At 71.4% G+C, this 17,152-nt stretch carries 15 protein-coding genes; 13 read left to right on the forward strand and 2 right to left on the reverse strand.

Going from position 1 to position 17,152, the window contains the following annotated elements; all coding sequences use genetic code 11:
• Window positions 1-66 precede the first annotated feature (66 nt).
• The 3 genes from E9232_RS20100 (at window position 67) to E9232_RS20110 (ending at window position 2,244) form a co-directional block, all read left to right on the forward strand.
• Window positions 67-318 (forward strand): exodeoxyribonuclease VII small subunit, encoded by a 252-nt coding sequence (locus E9232_RS20100; RefSeq protein WP_309796801.1) that lies wholly within the window; start codon window positions 67-69, stop codon window positions 316-318.
• 31 nt (window positions 319-349) lie between these two features.
• Entirely contained in the window at window positions 350-1,219 is an 870-nt protein-coding gene (locus tag E9232_RS20105) for a polyprenyl synthetase family protein (RefSeq protein WP_309796802.1), read from the forward strand.
• Between the two features lie 143 nt (window positions 1,220-1,362).
• Window positions 1,363-2,244 carry a DMT family transporter gene (locus E9232_RS20110; RefSeq protein WP_309796804.1) on the forward strand — a complete coding sequence of 294 codons (882 nt, stop codon included), beginning with the start codon at window positions 1,363-1,365 and terminating at the stop codon, window positions 2,242-2,244.
• A gap of 14 nt (window positions 2,245-2,258) precedes the next feature.
• Here the strand turns inward: E9232_RS20110 and E9232_RS20115 are convergent, their stop codons facing one another.
• Window positions 2,259-2,621, reverse strand: coding sequence for a hypothetical protein (locus E9232_RS20115; protein ID WP_309796807.1), 363 nt, complete (start codon window positions 2,619-2,621; stop codon window positions 2,259-2,261).
• Window positions 2,622-2,783: 162 nt separating this feature from the next.
• Here E9232_RS20115 and E9232_RS20120 point away from each other — a divergent pair, with 162 nt between their 5' ends.
• The 10 genes from E9232_RS20120 to E9232_RS20165 all read left to right on the forward strand — a co-directional run bounded on the left by E9232_RS20120 (window position 2,784) and on the right by E9232_RS20165 (window position 16,342).
• Window positions 2,784-7,988, forward strand: coding sequence for an alpha-2-macroglobulin family protein (locus E9232_RS20120; RefSeq protein ID WP_309796809.1), 5,205 nt, complete (start codon window positions 2,784-2,786; stop codon window positions 7,986-7,988).
• Window positions 7,989-8,147: 159 nt separating this feature from the next.
• A complete protein-coding gene (locus tag E9232_RS20125) occupies window positions 8,148-8,564 on the forward strand; it encodes a DUF2442 domain-containing protein (protein WP_309796812.1) in 417 nt (138 codons plus the stop codon).
• A 78-nt stretch (window positions 8,565-8,642) separates the two neighbouring features.
• Window positions 8,643-9,209 (forward strand): GNAT family N-acetyltransferase, encoded by a 567-nt coding sequence (locus tag E9232_RS20130; RefSeq protein ID WP_309796814.1) that lies wholly within the window; start codon window positions 8,643-8,645, stop codon window positions 9,207-9,209.
• Window positions 9,210-9,292: 83 nt separating this feature from the next.
• Window positions 9,293-9,964, forward strand: coding sequence for a hypothetical protein (locus tag E9232_RS20135; RefSeq protein ID WP_309796816.1), 672 nt, complete (start codon window positions 9,293-9,295; stop codon window positions 9,962-9,964).
• A 350-nt stretch (window positions 9,965-10,314) separates the two neighbouring features.
• Complete coding sequence (locus E9232_RS20140) at window positions 10,315-11,202, forward strand: NAD(P)-dependent oxidoreductase (protein WP_309796818.1); 888 nt, start codon at window positions 10,315-10,317, stop codon at window positions 11,200-11,202.
• Window positions 11,199-12,212 carry a thiamine pyrophosphate-dependent dehydrogenase E1 component subunit alpha gene (locus E9232_RS20145; protein ID WP_309796820.1) on the forward strand — a complete coding sequence of 338 codons (1,014 nt, stop codon included), beginning with the start codon at window positions 11,199-11,201 and terminating at the stop codon, window positions 12,210-12,212. Before E9232_RS20140 ends, E9232_RS20145 begins: the two co-directional genes overlap by 4 nt.
• Complete coding sequence (locus E9232_RS20150; RefSeq protein WP_309796823.1) at window positions 12,209-13,195, forward strand: alpha-ketoacid dehydrogenase subunit beta; 987 nt, start codon at window positions 12,209-12,211, stop codon at window positions 13,193-13,195. The genes E9232_RS20145 and E9232_RS20150 overlap by 4 nt, the downstream gene beginning before the upstream one ends.
• Window positions 13,192-14,571, forward strand: coding sequence for an acetoin dehydrogenase dihydrolipoyllysine-residue acetyltransferase subunit (locus tag E9232_RS20155; RefSeq protein WP_309796825.1), 1,380 nt, complete (start codon window positions 13,192-13,194; stop codon window positions 14,569-14,571). The genes E9232_RS20150 and E9232_RS20155 overlap by 4 nt, the downstream gene beginning before the upstream one ends.
• A gap of 94 nt (window positions 14,572-14,665) precedes the next feature.
• Window positions 14,666-15,799, forward strand: coding sequence for a helix-turn-helix transcriptional regulator (locus E9232_RS20160; protein WP_309796826.1), 1,134 nt, complete (start codon window positions 14,666-14,668; stop codon window positions 15,797-15,799).
• A gap of 96 nt (window positions 15,800-15,895) precedes the next feature.
• On the forward strand, window positions 15,896-16,342 hold the full coding sequence (locus E9232_RS20165) for a DoxX family protein (RefSeq protein ID WP_309796827.1): 447 nt from the start codon (window positions 15,896-15,898) through the stop codon (window positions 16,340-16,342).
• Window positions 16,343-16,362: 20 nt separating this feature from the next.
• On the opposite strand, the gene E9232_RS20170 is transcribed toward E9232_RS20165, so the two are convergent.
• Entirely contained in the window at window positions 16,363-17,142 is a 780-nt protein-coding gene (locus E9232_RS20170) for a MetQ/NlpA family ABC transporter substrate-binding protein (RefSeq protein WP_309796829.1), read from the reverse strand.
• Window positions 17,143-17,152 lie beyond the last annotated feature (10 nt).

A 17,152-nucleotide genomic window follows, 5' to 3' on the forward strand; every position in this document is an offset into this window, starting at 1 on the left:
TGCCGACCGGTTGCCTCTTTCGACCGCCACGCCTATTGTCGCCGCCCGAACGAGAACGGATCGCCCATGGCCGACCGACCCATCCCCGCCGAGATCGTGTCCCTGAGCTTCGAGGACGCGCTGGCCGAGCTGGAAACCATCGTCCGCCAGCTTGAGGCCGGCCAGGGCAAGCTCGACGACAACATCTCCGCCTATGAGCGCGGCGCCTTGCTTCGCGCCCATTGCGAGACGAAGCTGCGCGAGGCGCAGGCGCGGGTCGAGATGATCTCGCGCGCCGCCGATGGCAGCGTCACCACCAAACCCGCGACTTTCGATTGAGGCCCCAGTCTTGAGTGATCTGAGCCGAGCCATGGCCGAGACGGGCACGCAGGTCGAGCGCGTCCTGGACCGCCTCCTGCCCAAGCCGGAACGGGGCGAACCCGCCCTCGCCGAGGCCATGCGCTACGCGGCGCTGGGCGGCGGCAAGCGGCTGCGCCCCTTCCTGGTGGTGTCGTCGTCGCGGCTGTTCAGCGTCGGCGAATCCTGCGCCCTGCGCGTCGCCGCCGCGGTCGAGATGATCCATTGCTACTCGCTGGTCCATGACGACCTGCCGGCGATGGACAATGACGACCTGCGCCGCGGCAAGCCGACCACGCACAAGGCCTATGACGAGGCCACCGCGATCCTGGTCGGCGATGCGCTGCTGACCCAGGCCTTCGAGGTGCTGGCCGATGTCGAGACCCATGCCGACCCCAAGGTCCGCATCGCCCTGGTCACCGCCCTGGCCCGGGCCTCGGGCGCGGCCGGCATGGTCGGCGGCCAGGCGCTGGACATGGCGGCGGAGGTCACTCCGCTGACCGACATCGGCTCCATCACCCGGCTGCAGCGGCTGAAGACCGGCGCGCTGTTCGAGTTCTCCTGCGAGGCCGGGGCCATCCTGGGCAAGGTCGAGGATTCCCGGCGCGGTGCGCTGCAGGCCTATGCCCACGACATGGGGCTGGCCTTCCAGATCGCCGACGACCTGCTCGATGTCCGCGGCCGCGCCGAGGAGATCGGCAAGACCCCGGGCAAGGACCAGGCGGCGGGCAAGGCGACCTTCGTCTCGATCCTCGGCCTCGACCGGGCGGAAGCCCAGGCCCGGCTGCTGGCCGAGCAGGCGTGCCGCCATCTCGACGTGTTCGGCGGCCGCGCCGACGACCTGCGCGCCGTGGCCCATTTCGTGGTCGACCGCCGGGCCTGACAGCCTTCACGGATACGGCCTTCGCGGATCCCGGATGATCGCCGCGGCCCGTCTTGCGCTTGCGCATGACGGGCCCGAGCCCTTGCCGCTTCCGTCCGGCCCCGTCCTCGGGCAGACAGGGCGGAACGGGTCGGGGGGAACGCATGGCGGCGGTCGGGATCAACAAGGCGGAGGGCGGCCACGGCCCGGGGATCCTGCTGTTCTTCCTCGGCATGTCGCTGTTCACCTTCAACGACGCGCTAGGCAAGTGGCTGGTGGCCGAATACACCGTCGGCCAGATCCTGCTGATCCGCAGCATCGCGGCGCTGCTGCTGATATCGCCCTGGGTGGTCCGCGGCTTCCGCGGCCTGCTGTCGTCCGACCAGCCCTGGCTGAACCTGCTGCGCGTCGTCCTGATGGTGGCCGAGGTCGCCGCCTTCTACCTGGCGGTGCGCGGGCTGCCGCTGGCCGACGTGATGACCTTCTACATGGCCGCGCCGCTGATGGTGACCGCCCTGTCGGTGCCGCTGCTGGGCGAAAAGGTCGGGCCGCGACGCTGGGCGGCGGTGCTGATCGGCTTCGTCGGCGTCCTGATCGTGCTGCGGCCGACCGGCGCGGCGCTGTCGCCCTCGGCGCTGATCGCGCTGGGCGGCGCCACCCTGTTCAGCCTGATCCTGATCGTCACCCGCCGGCTGCGCCAGACCGGCGGCCTCGGCCTCATCACATACCAGATGCTGGGCACCGGCCTGGCCGGCGCCGCCACCGTGCCCTTCGCCTGGGTGACGCCCAGCGGCTTCGACCTGGTGCTGCTGCTCGGCCTCGGCGCGGTGGCGATGGGGGCGCATCTGTGCCTGAACCGGGCGCTGTCGCTGGCCCCGGCCGCGGTGGTCGCGCCCTACCAGTACTCCACCATCGTGATCGCCGCGGCGCTCGGCTGGGCGATCTGGGGCGACGTGCCGACGCCGCAGATCATCATCGGCAACCTGGTGATCATCGCCTCCGGCCTGTTCGTCTACTACCGCGAGCGGCAGATCAAGGGGACGTAAGGCGGCGCCGGCGGCTACAAGTTCCCTGGATTGCCCGGCTTCAGCTCGCCGACCGCGACCAGCGAGCCGTCGTCGCCAGTCAGCTGCACCTTGGCGCCGTCCAGCTGCACCCGGTCGCATTCCTTGGTCTCGCCCAGGTCGAAGCACATGTGGTCGCCCTCGATCGACCACTGCCCGGCATAGGGTCCGTCGTCGCCCAGCCCGTGGATGGTGCCGTCGGCGGCGTAGAACTCGGTGTACTCGACGTCGCCGGCCGTGCCCTCGATGGTGTTGCCGACGATCTGGGCCTGGATCTGCGGCCCGGTCAGCGGGTCGGCGGCCAGGGCGACGGCGGTCGGCAGCAGCAGCGAAACGGCGAGCGCCAGGGGTCGGATCATCGGCAAGACTCCGCGAAAGAGGGCGGGATCATAGACGGGTCTCCGGCAGGGTGGGAGGGGCCTTCGTCTGCCTCGGTTGCGTCATGGTTTCGACGCGATCTTCCGTGTAGTTTGATCGCGCGCCACGGCCAATGCGCGTGGCGGCGACCTTGGGGGGAAGCCATGGCCTCGAAGCTGCGTTTCGCATCCGCTGCCGCCGGGGCGGCGCTCATGATCGCGCTGCTGGCCGGTCCCCCGGTCGCGTCGGCCTTCGAGGCGCCGGGCCTCGCCGCCGGCGCGGCGGAGTTCACCAAGAAGCTGGAGCGGCAGACCAGCGCCATCCCGCCGGAGCAGCGGGTGGCGCTGAAGGCGCTGCGCGCCCGCGCCGCCGATGCCGCCCAGGGCGAGCGCTGGGCCGACGCGGTCGAGGCCTACCAGCTGATTCTCGGCCAGCGCTCCGACGACGCCGGCGCGTGGTACGGGCTGGGCCAGGCGCTGCAGCAGACCGACACCTATTCGCAGACCACGCTCGACGCCGCCTACAACGCCTATGCCACCGCCAGCACCGACAAGCTGCGCGGCGCCGCCCTGATCCTGCTGGCCCAGGGGCTGGAGAAGCAGGACAAGGGCCGCGAGGCGATCAAGGCCGCGGCCGAGGGCGCCCAGCTGTCGCCGAGCGACGACAACACCGAATACGCCAACACCCTGCGCCAGCAATACGGCTTCCGCGTCACCTCGACCTACGCCCAGAACGACCGCGACGCACCGCAGCTCTGCGCCGACTTCTCCGACCCGATCCTCGACGGCCGCAGCGTCCACTACGCCGACTACGTCAAGATCGAGCCGGCGGTGCCGGTCGAGGTGATCCCGTCGGACAAGCAGCTGTGCCTCGAGGGTGTCGCCTTCGGCCAGACCTACAACGTCACCATCCGCGCCGGGATCAAATCGGTCGACGGCGACGTGCTGGAGGGCGACGACAGCTTCGACCTGACGGTCGAGGACCGGCCGGCCAGCGTGGTGTTCCGCGGCAACGCCTATGTCCTGCCCAAGGGCGGCGAAGGCACGGTGCCGGTGACCACGGTCAATGTCTCGGCGGTCAAGCTGCGCCTGCTGCGCATCAACGACCGCAACCTGGTCGACCAGGTGGCCCAGGGCCGCATCGGCCAGATGCTGGAAAGCTACGACCTCGACAGCCTGGCCCAGGATGCCGGCGAAGAGGTGTGGACCGGATCGATGCCGGTCGACAGCCAGACCAACAAGGCGGTGGTCACCGGCGTGCCGATGGACACGGTGCTGCCGCAGCCCAAGCCGGGCGTCTACCTGCTCTCGGCGGTCGACGCCAAGGCGGATGAAGACAGCTCGCCGACTCCGGGCACCCAGTGGATCGTGGTCACCGATCTCGGCCTCGCCACCTTCTCCGGCCAGCAGGGGCTGACCGTGGCGGCGCGCTCGCTGTCCTCGGCCAAGGCCGATGCCGGGGTCAAGCTGACCCTGATCGCCCGCAACAACGCCGTGCTGGGCGAGGTCGAGACCGACGCCGCCGGCCTGGCCGTGTTCCCGGCCGGGGTGATGGCCGGGCAGGGCGGCAACCGCCCGGCCGCGGTCTACGCCTATGGCGCCGGCGACTTCACCTTCCTCGAGCTGACCGGCCCGGCCTTCGACCTGTCCGACCGCGGCGTCAGCGGCCGGCCGGAACCCGGGCCGCTCGACGCCTTCCTGTACCCCGAGCGCGGCGTCTACCGCCCGGGCGAGACGGTGCAGCTGACCACGCTGCTGCGCAACGAGCGCGCGGCGGCGATCGACGGCGTGCCGCTGACCATCAAGATCAGCCGGCCGGACGGGGTCGAGGCCCAGGTCCAGCAGGTCTCGGACGCCGGCGGCGGCTCCTACAGCCTGGCCGTGCCGCTGGCCGACAGCGCCTACACCGGCACCTGGACGGCCGAGGCCTATGTCGATCCCAAGGGCCAGGCGATCGGCTCGACCAGCTTCCAGGTCGAGGATTTCGTCCCCGCCCGCATCCGCGTCGACCTCAAGACCGACGCCAAGGACCTGCGCGTCGGCACCCCGGCCACCGTCACCATCGACGCCCAGTTCCTGTACGGCGCCGCGGCGGCCGAGCTGGCGACCGAGGCCAGCGTGACCCTGCGCCAGGCGGCCAAGCCGTTCGCCGACTTCGCCGACTACCAGTTCGGCCTGGTCCAGGACGCCTATGCGCCGCGCACCCGCCCGATCACCACCCCCGCCACCGATGCGGCGGGGCAGAGCAAGGTGGTGGTCTCGCTCGACGCGCTGCCGGACACCACGGTGCCGCTCGAGGCCGAGCTGCGCACCGCGGTGTTCGATTCCAGCGGCCGCTCGGCCAACGAGACCATGACCCTGCCGGTGCGCCAGGCCCATCCCTGGATCGGCATCAAGCCGCTGTTCGCCGGCGCGCTGCAGGAAGGCGCCGATGCGCGGTTCGAGCTGATCGGCCTCGACGCCGACGGCCGGCCGGCCGCGATCAAGGGCCTGCGCTGGGACCTGGTGGAGGAGATCCACGACTACCAGTGGTATTCGACCGACGGCCGCTGGGACTACAAGGTCCTGATCCGCGACCGCAAGGTGGCCGACGGCACCGCCGACGTGGCGCCCAACGCGCCGGCCGCGGTGCGCCAGCAGGTCGGCTGGGGCAATTTCCGGCTCGACGTCTACGACCCCAAGGGCGGCGGCGCCTCCTCGGTCCGCTTCGCCGCCGGCTGGTGGGTGTCGGACAATCCGAACCCGACCCCGGACAAGCTGACCGTCGCCCTCGACAAGACCAGCTACAAGGCCGGCGACACCGCCAAGGTGCGGATCGAGCCGCCCTTCGCCGGCGACGTGCTGCTGTTCATCGCCAATGACCGGGTGCTGGAGACGCGCGACGTCGCCGTCCCGGCCGAAGGCACCACGGTCGAGATCCCGGTCTCGGCCGATTGGGGCAGCGGCGCCTATGTGCTGGCCACCGCCTTCCGCCCGGCGGGCGAGGCCGGCGAACGCCGCCACGGGCCCGGCCGCGCCGTCGGCGTTGCCTGGTTCGGCATCGACGTCACCGAACGCGTGCTGGGGGTGCAGATCGACGCCCCGGCCGAGATCCGCCCGAACCAGACGCTCGACCTGCCGCTGACCGTCACCGGCGTGCCGCAGGGCCAGAATGCCTGGGTCACCGTGGCCGCGGTGGATGAGGGCATCCTGCTGCTGACCGACTTCGTCTCGCCCGACCCGACCGACCATTACTTCGGCCGCCGTGCCCTCGGGGTCGAGATGCGCGACGCCTATGGAAGGCTGATCGTCAGCGAAGGGCCGCGCGGCCAGGTCCGCAGCGGCGGCGACGCCTCGGCCCAGCAGATGGCCGGGCTGCCGAAGCGGTCGACCCGCACCGTCGCGCTCTACAGCGGCATCCTGCCGGTGGGCCCCGACGGCCATGTCTCGGTGCCGCTGGCCCTGCCGGACTTCGACGGCGAGCTGCGGCTGATGGCGGTGGCCTGGACGCCGACCTCGCTGGGCGCCGCCTCGACCGCGATGAAGGTGCGCGACCCCGTCATCGCCGAAATCGGCGTGCCGCGCTTCCTGGCGCCGAACGACCAGGCGCCGCTGGCCTTCTCGCTGCGCAACCTGTCGGGCGCGGCCGGCGACTACGGCGTCCGCGTCGCGGTCGAAGGCCCGCTGGCGATCGCCGGCCCGGCCAAGTTCGTCGAGACCGTGGCCACCGGGGCCGAGGCGCGCCGCCTGATCCCGGTCACCGCCACCGCCAGCGGCGTCGGCAAGATCCGGATCAGCGTCACCGGCCCCAACGGCTTCCAGCGCGAGCGCGACTGGGACCTGTCGGTGCGGCCGGCCCAGGCGCTGACCACCCAGCGCGTCGCCACGCTGGTCAAGCCGGGCCAGGCGGTGACGCTGAACGCCGATCTGACCAAGGGCTTCCTGCCCGACACGGTGCAGGTCTTCGCCAGCTTCTCGACCCGCCCGACCTTCGACATCCCGGGCCTGTTCAAGGCGCTCGACGACTACCCCTATGGCTGCGTCGAGCAGACCACCAGCAAGGCGCTGCCGCTGCTGTACCTGTCCAAGGTGGCGGAGAAGATCGACAGCAGCTTCCGGCCGGACGACGTCCACCGCCGGGTGCAGGGGGCGATCGACCGGATCATGACGGCGCAGCAGCCGGGCGGTGCCTTCGGCCTGTGGACCGCCTTCAGCGACGCCGACCCCTGGCTGTCCTCCTACGCGCTCGACTTCCTGACCCGGGCGCGGGCCGAGGGCAGCTACCGCATCCCGGAACGGGCCTACCAGCGCGGCATCCGCTACCTCTCGAACTATCTCGACTGGTACGAGGCGCGCACCGACTGCACCCCGGCCAGCGCCTATGCCCTCTATGTCGTCTCGCGGGCTGGCGCCGGCGATGTCGGCACCATGCGCTACTACGTCGACAACTGCCTGCCGAAGTACCAGACCCCGGTGTCGCAGGCCCAGGTCGCCGCCGCCGCCGCCCAGTTCGGCGATACGGCGCGCACCGCCAAGGCCTTCGCGGCGGCAACATCGACCGAACGGCCGGTCAATTTCAGCGGCGACTACGGCTCGCCGCTGCGCGACCACGCCGCTGCCGCAGCACTGCTGCACGAGGCCAAGCAGCCGGTGGACGAAGTGCTGGGCCAGGCCGACATCGCCGGCCAGGTCTTCGCCAAGGAGAAGTACTGGAGCACCCAGGACATGGCGTGGCTGCTGATCGCGGCCGACGCCGCGCTGGACGGGGCCAAGCCGCTGTCGCTGGACGTCGCCGGCCAGGCGGTGGCCAACCCCGGCGCGATCTACCGCTTCACGCCGGATGCGGCGGCGCTGGCCGCGGGCATCGCGGTGAAGAACACCGGCGACGGGCCGATGCGCCAGGTGCTGTCGGTGCGCGGCGTGCCGGCGGCGCCGCTGGCCGCGGGCGGCGACGGCTTCGAGATCGAGCGCACCTATCTCGACCGCGACGGCCGGCCCTTCGACCCGGCCAAGACGGCGGTGAAGCAGGGCGACCTGGTCACCGTGCTGCTGCGCGGCCGCGCCACCGACGACCTCGACCACCAGGCGCTGATCGTCGACCTGCTGCCGGCGGGGCTGGAGATCGAGAACCCGTCGGTCGGCAAGGGCGCCCAGCTGGGCGACATCGCCGACACGCTGTCGGACACCCAGCATGTCGAGATGCGCGACGACCGCTATGTCGCGGCGATCGACCTGACCGGCGACACCAGGAGCTTCACCGTCGCCTATCTCGCCCGCGCGGTGACGCCGGGGCACTTCGCCCTGCCGGCCACCTATGTCGAGGACATGTACCGCCCGCAATACAACGCCCGCGGCAGCTTCGGCGCGATGACCGTCGAGGTGCGGAAGTAAGGGAAAATTGCCTCCTTCTTTCATCGTCATTCCCGCGAAAGCGGGAATCTCTCGCCTCTCAAGGTGCTGTGAGATCCCCGCTTTCGCGGGGATGACGGTTTCTTTTGGGGCTTTCGTCTGACCGTCGCGACGAGTTGATGGGCGCCTGGAGGCGCATTCATGGTTGAGACGACGACGAAGCTGTTCGAGGAGGCGAAGGCGCGCGGGGACGACCGGCTGCGTGGGCCTCGGGCCGAGAGCGCCCATTACGATGCCGGGCGGAACCGGGTCATCGTGCGGCTGACGACCGGCGTCGAGATCGGCCTTGCCCCGAAGGACATGGAAGGGCTGCACGACGCATCGGCCGATGATCTCAAGGTGATCGAGGTGGAGCCGTTCGGCCTGGGCATCCACTTCCCGCGATTAGATGCCGATCTCTACGTGCCGGTGCTGCTGGAAGGTGTGCTGGGCTCCAAGCGCTGGATGGCGGCCCGCCTCGGCAAACCCGGCGGCGACTCCCGCAGCGAGGCCAAGGCCGCCGCGAGTCGCGCCAATGGAAAACGCGGCGGACGGCCTCGGAAGGCGGCCCATTCTTAGCCCCGCAGGGCGGGTGGATTGAGCATTCTCCCGGCGCCGCCATTGCTTCGTCAACGTCCGTTTACCCTGGATGACCGCATGGTGGCACCGACTCTGACAACCTCTCGGCTTCGGCTGCGGTTCTGGCGCGACGAAGACCTGGAACCGTTCGCCGCGCTCAACGCGGACCCGCGGGTGATGCGGCATTTCCGGGCCCCGTTGACGCGCGATGAAAGCGATCTGATGGCGGCTCGCATCCGCGACCGCATGTCGGACCAGCCCTTCGGCCTGTGGGCTGTCGAAGTGCCGGGGACGGCTGATTTCATCGGGTATGTCGGGCTGTCGGTGCCCGGGTTCACGGCCCATTTCACGCCATGCGTGGAGGTCGGCTGGCGTCTGGCGTTCGACCATTGGGGCAGGGGCTATGCCAGCGAGGCCGCCCGCGCGGCCCAGGCCCACGCATTCTCGTCCCTTCGGATGGAGGAGGTGGTCTCCTTCACCGTCCCGGCCAACCTCAGGTCCATCGGCGTGATGGAACGCATCGGCCTCACGCGGTTGCCGGCGGATGATTTCCTGCATCCCTCCTTTCCGGAGGGGCACCCCCTCCGGCCACATGTGCTCTACCGGCTCAGCCGCGCCGGCTGGATGGCTGGAAAGCAGGGTTGACCGGACGTCCGGGTCTCGCCTTCGCCGATGGTGAACACGAAGGTCCGTATCCTTAACTCCCGATCTTGTTCATGATATGTTCTATGGACAAGGCGCCCTCCGCCCTCGAGCCGGCTCCGCCGAGCGATCCCGACCTGCGCTGGACGGGATGGGCGCTGCACATGCTGCGCGAGGCGGCCGAGATCGACCTGCGGGCCAAGCGGATGACCGCGCAGCAGCAATCGGTCACCCTGGCGGGGCCGCAGGCGCCGGATTTCGCGCTGATGCAGTCGCGGCTGTCGCGGTCGCTGCGGCTGTCGATCGCCATGACCGAGCGGATCCGCACCGAGTACCTGATGCGCAAGGGCGAGCGGGAGGGCTCGGGCGAGCAGGAGCGCCGCCGCCGGCGCCGGGAGCAGGCCGCCGAGGCCGCGACCCGGCTGGCCGCGGCGCCCGGGGAGGGCTGGAGCGTCGAGCACACCCGGTCGGCGGTGTGGGAGAAGCTGGTCGAGGACGAGATCCTGGACGTGCAGCTCGACACCCTGTCGCCCGAGGAGTTCGTGCGCGAGGTCTGCCGCAGGATCGGCCGGCCGCCGGCTTCGGTCCCGCTGCCGCAGGGCCGGGATGATGGCACCGGCGATGATGCCGGCTTGGCCGGGGAGGGCACGGGTGCGGTCGCCGTGGGCTCCGGGACCGGGGAGGGCTGGGCCGAGCTGCCGGAGGAGTCCGGGGAAGGCTGGGCGCCGTCCAAGCTGGCGGCGCCGGACAGCAGCTGAGCGGGCGATGGGCCGCGCCACTCCCGAACTGTCGTCGAAGCCTGCTGATCGCATTGCCTCTCCCGTTCACGGGAGAGGTCGGAGGCGTTTGCGCCTCCGGGTGAGGGGGTTTTGTCGAGGCCGGGACCAGCCCTCACCCGGTCTCGCTGCGCGAGCCCGGCCTCTCCCGCCAGGCGGGAGAGGTGACGCACTCCCGTTCTCCCGAGGGAAGAGGCTCGCGGTCTCCCGCGCGCTATGTCGCCATCCCCCGCAGCGGATGCCGCTGGCATCCCGGCCCAGCCTTTGTAGGATGTATGAAACGGCGCGACCGGTCCCCGGCCGCGCCGCGTCATGACGGGAGGGCGGAACCCATGGCCGACATCGCATATCTCGGGCTCGGGCTGATGGGCCGGGGCATGGTCCGCAACCTGCTGAAGGCGGGGCACAGCGTCCACGCCTGGAACCGCAGCGCCGTCGACCTGCCGGAGGAGGTCACCGGCCATGCCGGTTACCACGCCGCCGCCTCGGTGGCCGCGGCGGTGGCGGGCCGCGACCGGATCATGCTCTGCGTCACCGGTCCGGACGCCCAGCGCGCCCTGCTGCTGGGCCCCGACGGCGCCTTCGCCCATGCCGCTAAGGGCACGGTCGTGGTCGACAGCACCACAACCGACCCCGCCGTGTCGCGCGCCCTGGCCACGGCTGCCGCGGAGGCCGGCCACGCCTATCTCGACGCCCCGGTCTATGGCAGCAAGGCCCAGGCCTGGGACGGCACCATCGGCTTCATCGTCGGCGGCGAGGCGGCGGTGCTGGACTCGGTGCGGCCGATCCTGGAGGCGATCTCCGGCGGCGCCTTCCATCTCGGCCCCAACGGCGCCGGGGCGGTGATGAAGCTGATCGGCAACCTGCTGTCGGCCGCCCAGACCGCGGCGCTGGGCGAAGGCCTGGCCCTGGCCCGCAAGAACGGCCTGGCGGCGGAAGGCGTGATCGAGGTGCTGGACCGTTTCGGCGGGTCCTCCAGCGTCATCCGCGGCGCCGCCCGCAAGACCCTGGCGAACGACTTCGAGCCCGCCTTCCACCTCAAGAACATGGCCAAGGACATCGGGCTGATGCTCGACCTCGGCAAGGCCAGCGGCGTGCCGATGCTGGGCACCGCCGTGACCGCGGAGCTGTACCGCGCCGCCCTGGCCGCCGGTTACGGCGAGCTGCAGGCCAACGCCGTGCACAAGGTCCAGTTCGCCCTGGCGGGGATCAAGGAATGACCAGCAACACCGCCGGTCTCGACCTCTACCGCCGGCTGGTCCGCATCCGCCTGTTCGAGGAGCGGGTGGGCGAGCTGTTCGTGCGCGGCGGCACCGCCGGGTCGATGCTGCACCTCTCGATCGGGGAGGAGGGGGCGGCGGTCGGCGTCGCCGCGGCGATGCGGGACGGCGACAGCTTCACCACCCATCACCGCGGCCACGGCATCTTCCTGGCCCGCGGCGGCGAGCCCGACCGGATGATGGCGGAGATCGCGGGCAAGGCCACCGGCTATTGCCGGGGCAAGGGCGGGTCGATGCACATCGCCGACCGCGGCGTCGGCCATCTCGGTGCCAACGCCATCGTCGGCGGCGGCATCGCCCATGTCGTCGGCGCCGGCCTGTCGTACCGGGCGCAGGGGCAGGGCCAGGTCGCGGTCGCCTTCTTCGGCGACGGCGCGCTGCAGCAGGGCATCCTGTACGAGAGCATGAACCTGGCGGCGCTGTGGTCGCTGCCGGTCGCTTTCGTCTGCATCAACAACCAGTACGGCATGGGCACGCGGATCGACCAGGCCTCGGCCTCGCTCGACTTCTCCGGCCGCGCCCGCAGCTTCGGCCTCGCCGCGGCTCAGGCCGACGGCACCGATGTCGAGGCGGTGCTGGACGTCGCCCGCGGCCTCTTGGACGGCGCGCGGGAAGGCCGGCCGGCCTTCCTCACCATCGACTGCTATCGCTTCCACGGCCACGCCCGGATGGACAAGAGCCCCTATCGCGACGCGGCGGAGGAGGCGGCGGGGCGCCAGCGCGACCCGGTTGCCCACCAGCATGCCCGCCTGCTCGCCGCCGGCCTGGCCAGCGAGGCCGAGCTGGACGCGATCCGCGATGCCGCGGCGGCGGAGATGGATGCGGCGCTGGATGCCGCCATCGCCGCGCCAGAGCCAGATGCCGCCGCGCTGTTCGAGGATGTCTACGACCCCGCGACCCCGGCGCCGGAGCCGGTGGCCGCCATGCTGGACCGGGTGTTCGGACCATGAGCGCGCATCCCGCCGAGATCACCTACCGCGACGCGCTGCGCCTGGCCCTGCGCGAGGCGATGGCCGAGGACCCGGCCGTGATCGTGCTGGGCGAGGAGGTTGGCCGCTACGGCGGCGCCTATGGTGTCACCAAGGGCCTGCTGGAGGAGTTCGGGGCCGAGCGGGTGCGCGACGCCCCGATCTCCGAGGCCATCATCGTCGGCGCCGCGATCGGCGCGGCCATGACCGGCCTGCGGCCGGTGGCCGAGCTGATGTATGTCGACTTCATCGGCCTGGCCATGGACCAGGTCGCCAACCAGGCGGCCAAGATCCGCTCGATGTTCGGCGGCCAGATCGGCGTGCCGATGGTGCTGCGCACCCAGGGCGGCACCGGCCGCTCCGCCGCCGCCCAGCACAGCCAGAGCCTGGAGGCCTGGATCCTGCACGTGCCGGGCCTGCGCCTGGCCATGCCGGCGACCGCGACCGACGCCTATGTCCTGCTGCGCCAGGCGCTCAAATCGCCCGACCCGGTGGTGTTCATCGAGCACAAGGGCCTCTACACCAGGACCATGCCCTTCGCGCCGGACGAGGCGCTGCCCTGGGGCAAGGCGGCGGTGCGGCGGCCGGGCCGCGACCTGACCATCGTCACCTATTCCCGCATGGTGTTCACGGCGCTGGAGGCGGCGGAGACGCTGGCCGGCCACGGCATCGAGGCCGAGGTGATCGACCTGCGCACCCTCAACCCGCTCGACCACGAGACCATGACCGCGTCCCTGCGCCGCACCGGCCGGGCCATCGTGCTGACCGAGGACGCGCTGACCGGCGGGGTCTCGGCCGAGCTGTCGGCCCGGCTGCAGGAGGGTGCGTTCGACTTCCTGGAGGAGCCGATCCTGCGCCTGGCCGGCGAGGATGTGCCGATCCCGGTGGCGCCGGGGCTGGAGCAGGCGGCGATTCCCCAGGCCGCCGGCGTGGTCGCCGCCGCCCGCCGGCTGCTGCGGCGATGAGCGCGCTGCTGACCCTGCCTCGGCTGGGCGAGACCATGGAGGAGGGTGTGGTCGTGGCCTGGCTGAAGCAGCCCGGCGACCGTTACCGCCGCGGCGAGGTGCTGCTGGAGGTCGAGACCGACAAGACCGTGGTCGAGGTGCCGGCGCTGTCCGACGGCACCCTGCTGGAGATCCTGGTCGAGGCCGGCACCCGACTGCCGGTGGGGGCGCCGATCGCCCGGGTGGAGGATGGGACGGTTGGGGCGAAGGCCGCGGCTGTCTCGAGTCCCCCCTCCCCTCGCGGGAGGGGGCCAGGGGGAGGGGGTTCCCGATCGGAGGGAGCCGACGCGGCTGATCCCGATGCCAGTTCTCCCGGCGCCAACCCCCTCCCCCTACCCCCTCCCGCGAGGGGAGGGGGGACCACTGAAGGTGCCTCCGTCCGCGCCTCTCCCGCCGCGCGCCGGCTGGCGGATCGCGGCGGCGTCGCCCTGGCCGACCTCGCCGGCAGTGGGCCGCTTGGCCGCGTCACCACCGACGATGTCCGCGCCGCCACGGCCGCACCGCCGGCCCCGGCCGCGCATCCGGCGACGCTGGCCGCCGGGGTCCGCGCCCAGCAGGTCGCCCTGGCCGACGGCCGGTCGATCCGCTACCGCCGCATGGGCGCGGGCGAGGCCACGCCGATCGTCATGGTGCATGGCTTCGCCGGCGAACTCCTGACCTGGGCCGCCAACCAGGGGCCGCTGTCGGTCCGGCGCCCGGTCTATGCGCTCGACCTGCCCGGCCATGGCGGGTCGTCCAAGGATCTCGGCCCGGGCGGCGTGCCCGGCCTGGCCGAGGCGCTGCTGGCCTTTCTCGATGCCGTGGGCGTCGGCCGGGCGCATCTGGTCGGCCACTCCATGGGCGGCGCGGTGGTGCTGCAGGCGGCGCTGGCCCGGCCGGACCGCGCGGCGTCGCTGACCCTGATTGCGCCCGGCAGCCTGGGCGCCCAGGTCAACACCGGCTTCATCGACCGGCTGCTGACCGCCGACGACCCGGAGGCGCTGGCGGCGACGCTGCGCCCGCTCTATGCCGATCCGGCGCTGATCACCCCGGCGCTGGGCGAACTGGTGCTGACGGTGATGCGCAGCCCCGGCACGCGGCAGACGCTGCGCCGCCTGGCCGACCAGTGCTTCACCGCCGGCGCCCAGCGCCTGGTGCTGCGCGACCGGGTGGGGGAACTCACCATGCCCGTCAAGGTGTTGTGGGGGATGAACGATGTCATCCTGCCGGCCCATCACGGCTGGGGCCTGCCGGGCACCGTGGCGCTGCACCTCTTCCCCGGCCAGGGCCACATGCTGCCGATCGAGGCCGCGGCCGAGGTCAACCGCCTGGTCGCGGAAATCGCGGCAACGGGCTGATCTGTCGCAGCAATCAGGGGGGCGGGGCCCCCTGTCGCCGTCCTGGCCGGTTTGAATAAAATGCCATTCGACGCTGCCGTCACGGAGGCCCGCCTTGGGGGATCTCGAAAGACTGAGCGATCTGATCGGCCGTATCTATGACGCTGGGAACGATCCGGACGCCTGGATTCCGGCGCTGAACGAGATCTGCAGCTGGACCGGTGGCGAGGCGGCGCAGGTCCTGGTGCTGAACCAGGGCGCGCCGGCGCCGGGCCTCGCCGCCACGGTCGGCTACGACGCGGAGGCCCATGACCGCTACCTCAAGGAGTACGCGCTGGAGGACCCGCGCCTGCCGGCCTGGCGCCGCCTGCCGCCGACCGCCCAGGCCTGCCATGTCGTGGTCGATCCCGGCTGGTTCGACCGCCAGCCCTTCGGCGCGTTCCTCGACGAGCACGGCTATCGCTGGACCATGGGCGCGATCGAGCCCGGCTTCGGCGGGCTGGCCGGCATCGGCGTGCATCGGGCCCGCCGGGCTGGTCCGTTCAACGCGGTGGAGCTGCGCCGGCTCGACCTGCTGGTGCCGCATGTCCGGCGGGTGCTGGCGCTGCATCAGCGCTTCGACGGCCTGTCGGGCCGCGCCGGCCAGGCCGAGGATGTGCTCGATCGGCTGGGCCAGGCGCTGATCCTGCTGACCGCGGATGGCCGGGTGGTGCACAGCAACGCCGCGGCGGAGCAGCTGTTCGAGAGCGGCCGGCTGCGCCTGCGCGGCCATCGGCTGGACTCCGATGATCCGGCCGAGGCGACGGCGCTGCGCGGCCTGATCGCGGCCGTGCTCGACCCCGCGCCCGATGCCGCGCTGACCCGGCTGCTCGGCGCGGCCGGCCCGGCGGCGCTGATCGCCCGCGGCTGCCGCCTGCCGGTGCGCCGGCCCCCCGCCATGGGATCGGTGCGGGCGGCGGCCGCCCTGTTCCTGACGCCGCTCGGGCAAGGGCAGGGCGACCTGCTGCGCCTGCTGCCGGCACTGTTCGGCCTCAGCCCGGCCGAGGCGCGCTTGGCCCTGGCGCTGCATGACGGCCTGTCGCTGACCGAGATCGCGGCGCAGCACCGGCTCAGCCGCGAGACGCTGCGCACCCAGCTGCGCTTCGTGTTCGACAAGACCGGCACGCGCCGCCAGGGCGCCCTGATCCGGCTGCTGGCGGACCTGGCCGGGGAAAGCCGGCTGCTGCGGCGGACGAAGCCGGAGGGCTAGGCAGGGCTTGGCGGGATCCTGTGATCGCCGACACGGCGCGGCCACAATGGTGGTGTTAGATTCCACCCATAGTCACTGCACAAGCGAACCTTTTTCATGTCCTCGACCACCATGGACGCGCACACCACAATCGAGCGGAATTCCGGGCTCGACCTGATCCAGCTGTTCGGCCGGCTTTGCCTGGCGATGGTCTTCTTCGCCTCCGGCCTGTTCAAGATCCCCGACTGGGCGGCGACGATGGCGATGATGACCGCCAAGGACCTGCCGATGCCGGAACTGCTGCTGGGCGGCGCCGCGGCGCTGCAGATCGTCGCCGGCGCCTTCCTATTGCTCGGCTGGCACACCCGGCTGGCGGCGCTGGTGCTGGCGGGCTTCACCGTCGTCGCCACCGTGATCTTCCACGGCTTCTGGAACTCGCCGCCGGACCGGTTCGAGTTCGACTTCGTCGTGTTCATGAGCAACGTCGCGCTGTTCGGCGCGCTGCTCTTCATCGCCGGGGCCGGCGGCGGCCGCCACTCGCTCGACAACGTCCCGCAGGACTGACCGTCCGCCCCACCTCCGGCCTACCAGCCGGCGACCACCGCGCCCTTGAAGCGGGTGGCCAGGAACTGCTTCACCGCATCGCTGTGATAGCTGTCGACCAGGATCTTGACCCAGGGCTCGTCCTTGCGCGCCGTCTGCACCGCGATGATGTTGACGTAAGGACCGTCGGCGGCCTCGCGCAGCACCGCATCCTTCGCCGGGTCCAGCCCGGCCTCGACCGCGTAGTTGGTGTTGATCGCCGAGATGTCGGTGTCGTCGAGTGACCGCGGCAGCTGCGCCGCATCCAGCTCCACGATCTGCAGCGTCTTCGGGTTGTCAGTAATGTCGGCCACGGTCGGCTTCAGCCCGGTGCCGTCGGCCAGCTTGATCAGCCCGGCGCTCTGCAGCAGCAGCAGCACGCGGCCGCCATTGGTCGGGTCGTTGGGGATGCCGACCACGGCGCCGTCGCGCAGCTCGCCGATCGCCTTGATCTTCTTGGAATAGATGCCGATCGGGAAGGTGACGGTGTTGGCCACCTTGCTGATCTTGTAGCCGCGCTTCTCGATCTCGTTCACGAGGTACGGCTCATGCTGGAACGAGTTGGCGTCGAGCTCGCCGGTGTCCAGCGCCGCATTCGGCACGACGTAGTCCGTGAACTCGACGATCTCGATGTCGAGGCCTTTGGCATGCGCGATCGGCTTCACCTGCTCCAGGATCTCGGCATGCGGGCCCGGCGTGACGCCGATCTTCACGGTCTCGGCTGCCGCCGACTGCGCCAGCAGGGCAAGCGCCGCCGCGGCCAGAATGGTCTTCAGGCTCATCAGTATCCCC

The sequence above is a fragment of the Inquilinus ginsengisoli genome (genome assembly GCF_031453975.1).
Classification (GTDB): Bacteria; Pseudomonadota; Alphaproteobacteria; order DSM-16000; family Inquilinaceae; genus Inquilinus; species Inquilinus ginsengisoli_A.

What these genes read in the sequence shown, in the direction of transcription:
- E9232_RS20165 (WP_309796827.1), top strand. Translation starts at nt 15,896, where the DNA reads ATGTCCTCGACCACCATGGACGCGCACACCACAATCGAGCGGAATTCC.
- E9232_RS20130 (WP_309796814.1), top strand. Translation starts at nt 8,643, where the DNA reads ATGGTGGCACCGACTCTGACAACCTCTCGGCTTCGGCTGCGGTTCTGG.
- E9232_RS20135 (WP_309796816.1), top strand. Translation starts at nt 9,293, where the DNA reads ATGGACAAGGCGCCCTCCGCCCTCGAGCCGGCTCCGCCGAGCGATCCC.
- E9232_RS20150 (WP_309796823.1), top strand. Translation starts at nt 12,209, where the DNA reads ATGAGCGCGCATCCCGCCGAGATCACCTACCGCGACGCGCTGCGCCTG.
- E9232_RS20170 (WP_309796829.1), bottom strand. Translation starts at nt 17,142, where the DNA reads ATGAGCCTGAAGACCATTCTGGCCGCGGCGGCGCTTGCCCTGCTGGCG.
- E9232_RS20140 (WP_309796818.1), top strand. Translation starts at nt 10,315, where the DNA reads ATGGCCGACATCGCATATCTCGGGCTCGGGCTGATGGGCCGGGGCATG.
- E9232_RS20145 (WP_309796820.1), top strand. Translation starts at nt 11,199, where the DNA reads ATGACCAGCAACACCGCCGGTCTCGACCTCTACCGCCGGCTGGTCCGC.
- E9232_RS20100 (WP_309796801.1), top strand. Translation starts at nt 67, where the DNA reads ATGGCCGACCGACCCATCCCCGCCGAGATCGTGTCCCTGAGCTTCGAG.
- E9232_RS20120 (WP_309796809.1), top strand. Translation starts at nt 2,784, where the DNA reads ATGGCCTCGAAGCTGCGTTTCGCATCCGCTGCCGCCGGGGCGGCGCTC.
- E9232_RS20125 (WP_309796812.1), top strand. Translation starts at nt 8,148, where the DNA reads ATGGTTGAGACGACGACGAAGCTGTTCGAGGAGGCGAAGGCGCGCGGG.
- E9232_RS20110 (WP_309796804.1), top strand. Translation starts at nt 1,363, where the DNA reads ATGGCGGCGGTCGGGATCAACAAGGCGGAGGGCGGCCACGGCCCGGGG.
- E9232_RS20115 (WP_309796807.1), bottom strand. Translation starts at nt 2,621, where the DNA reads ATGATCCGACCCCTGGCGCTCGCCGTTTCGCTGCTGCTGCCGACCGCC.
- E9232_RS20155 (WP_309796825.1), top strand. Translation starts at nt 13,192, where the DNA reads ATGAGCGCGCTGCTGACCCTGCCTCGGCTGGGCGAGACCATGGAGGAG.
- E9232_RS20105 (WP_309796802.1), top strand. Translation starts at nt 350, where the DNA reads ATGGCCGAGACGGGCACGCAGGTCGAGCGCGTCCTGGACCGCCTCCTG.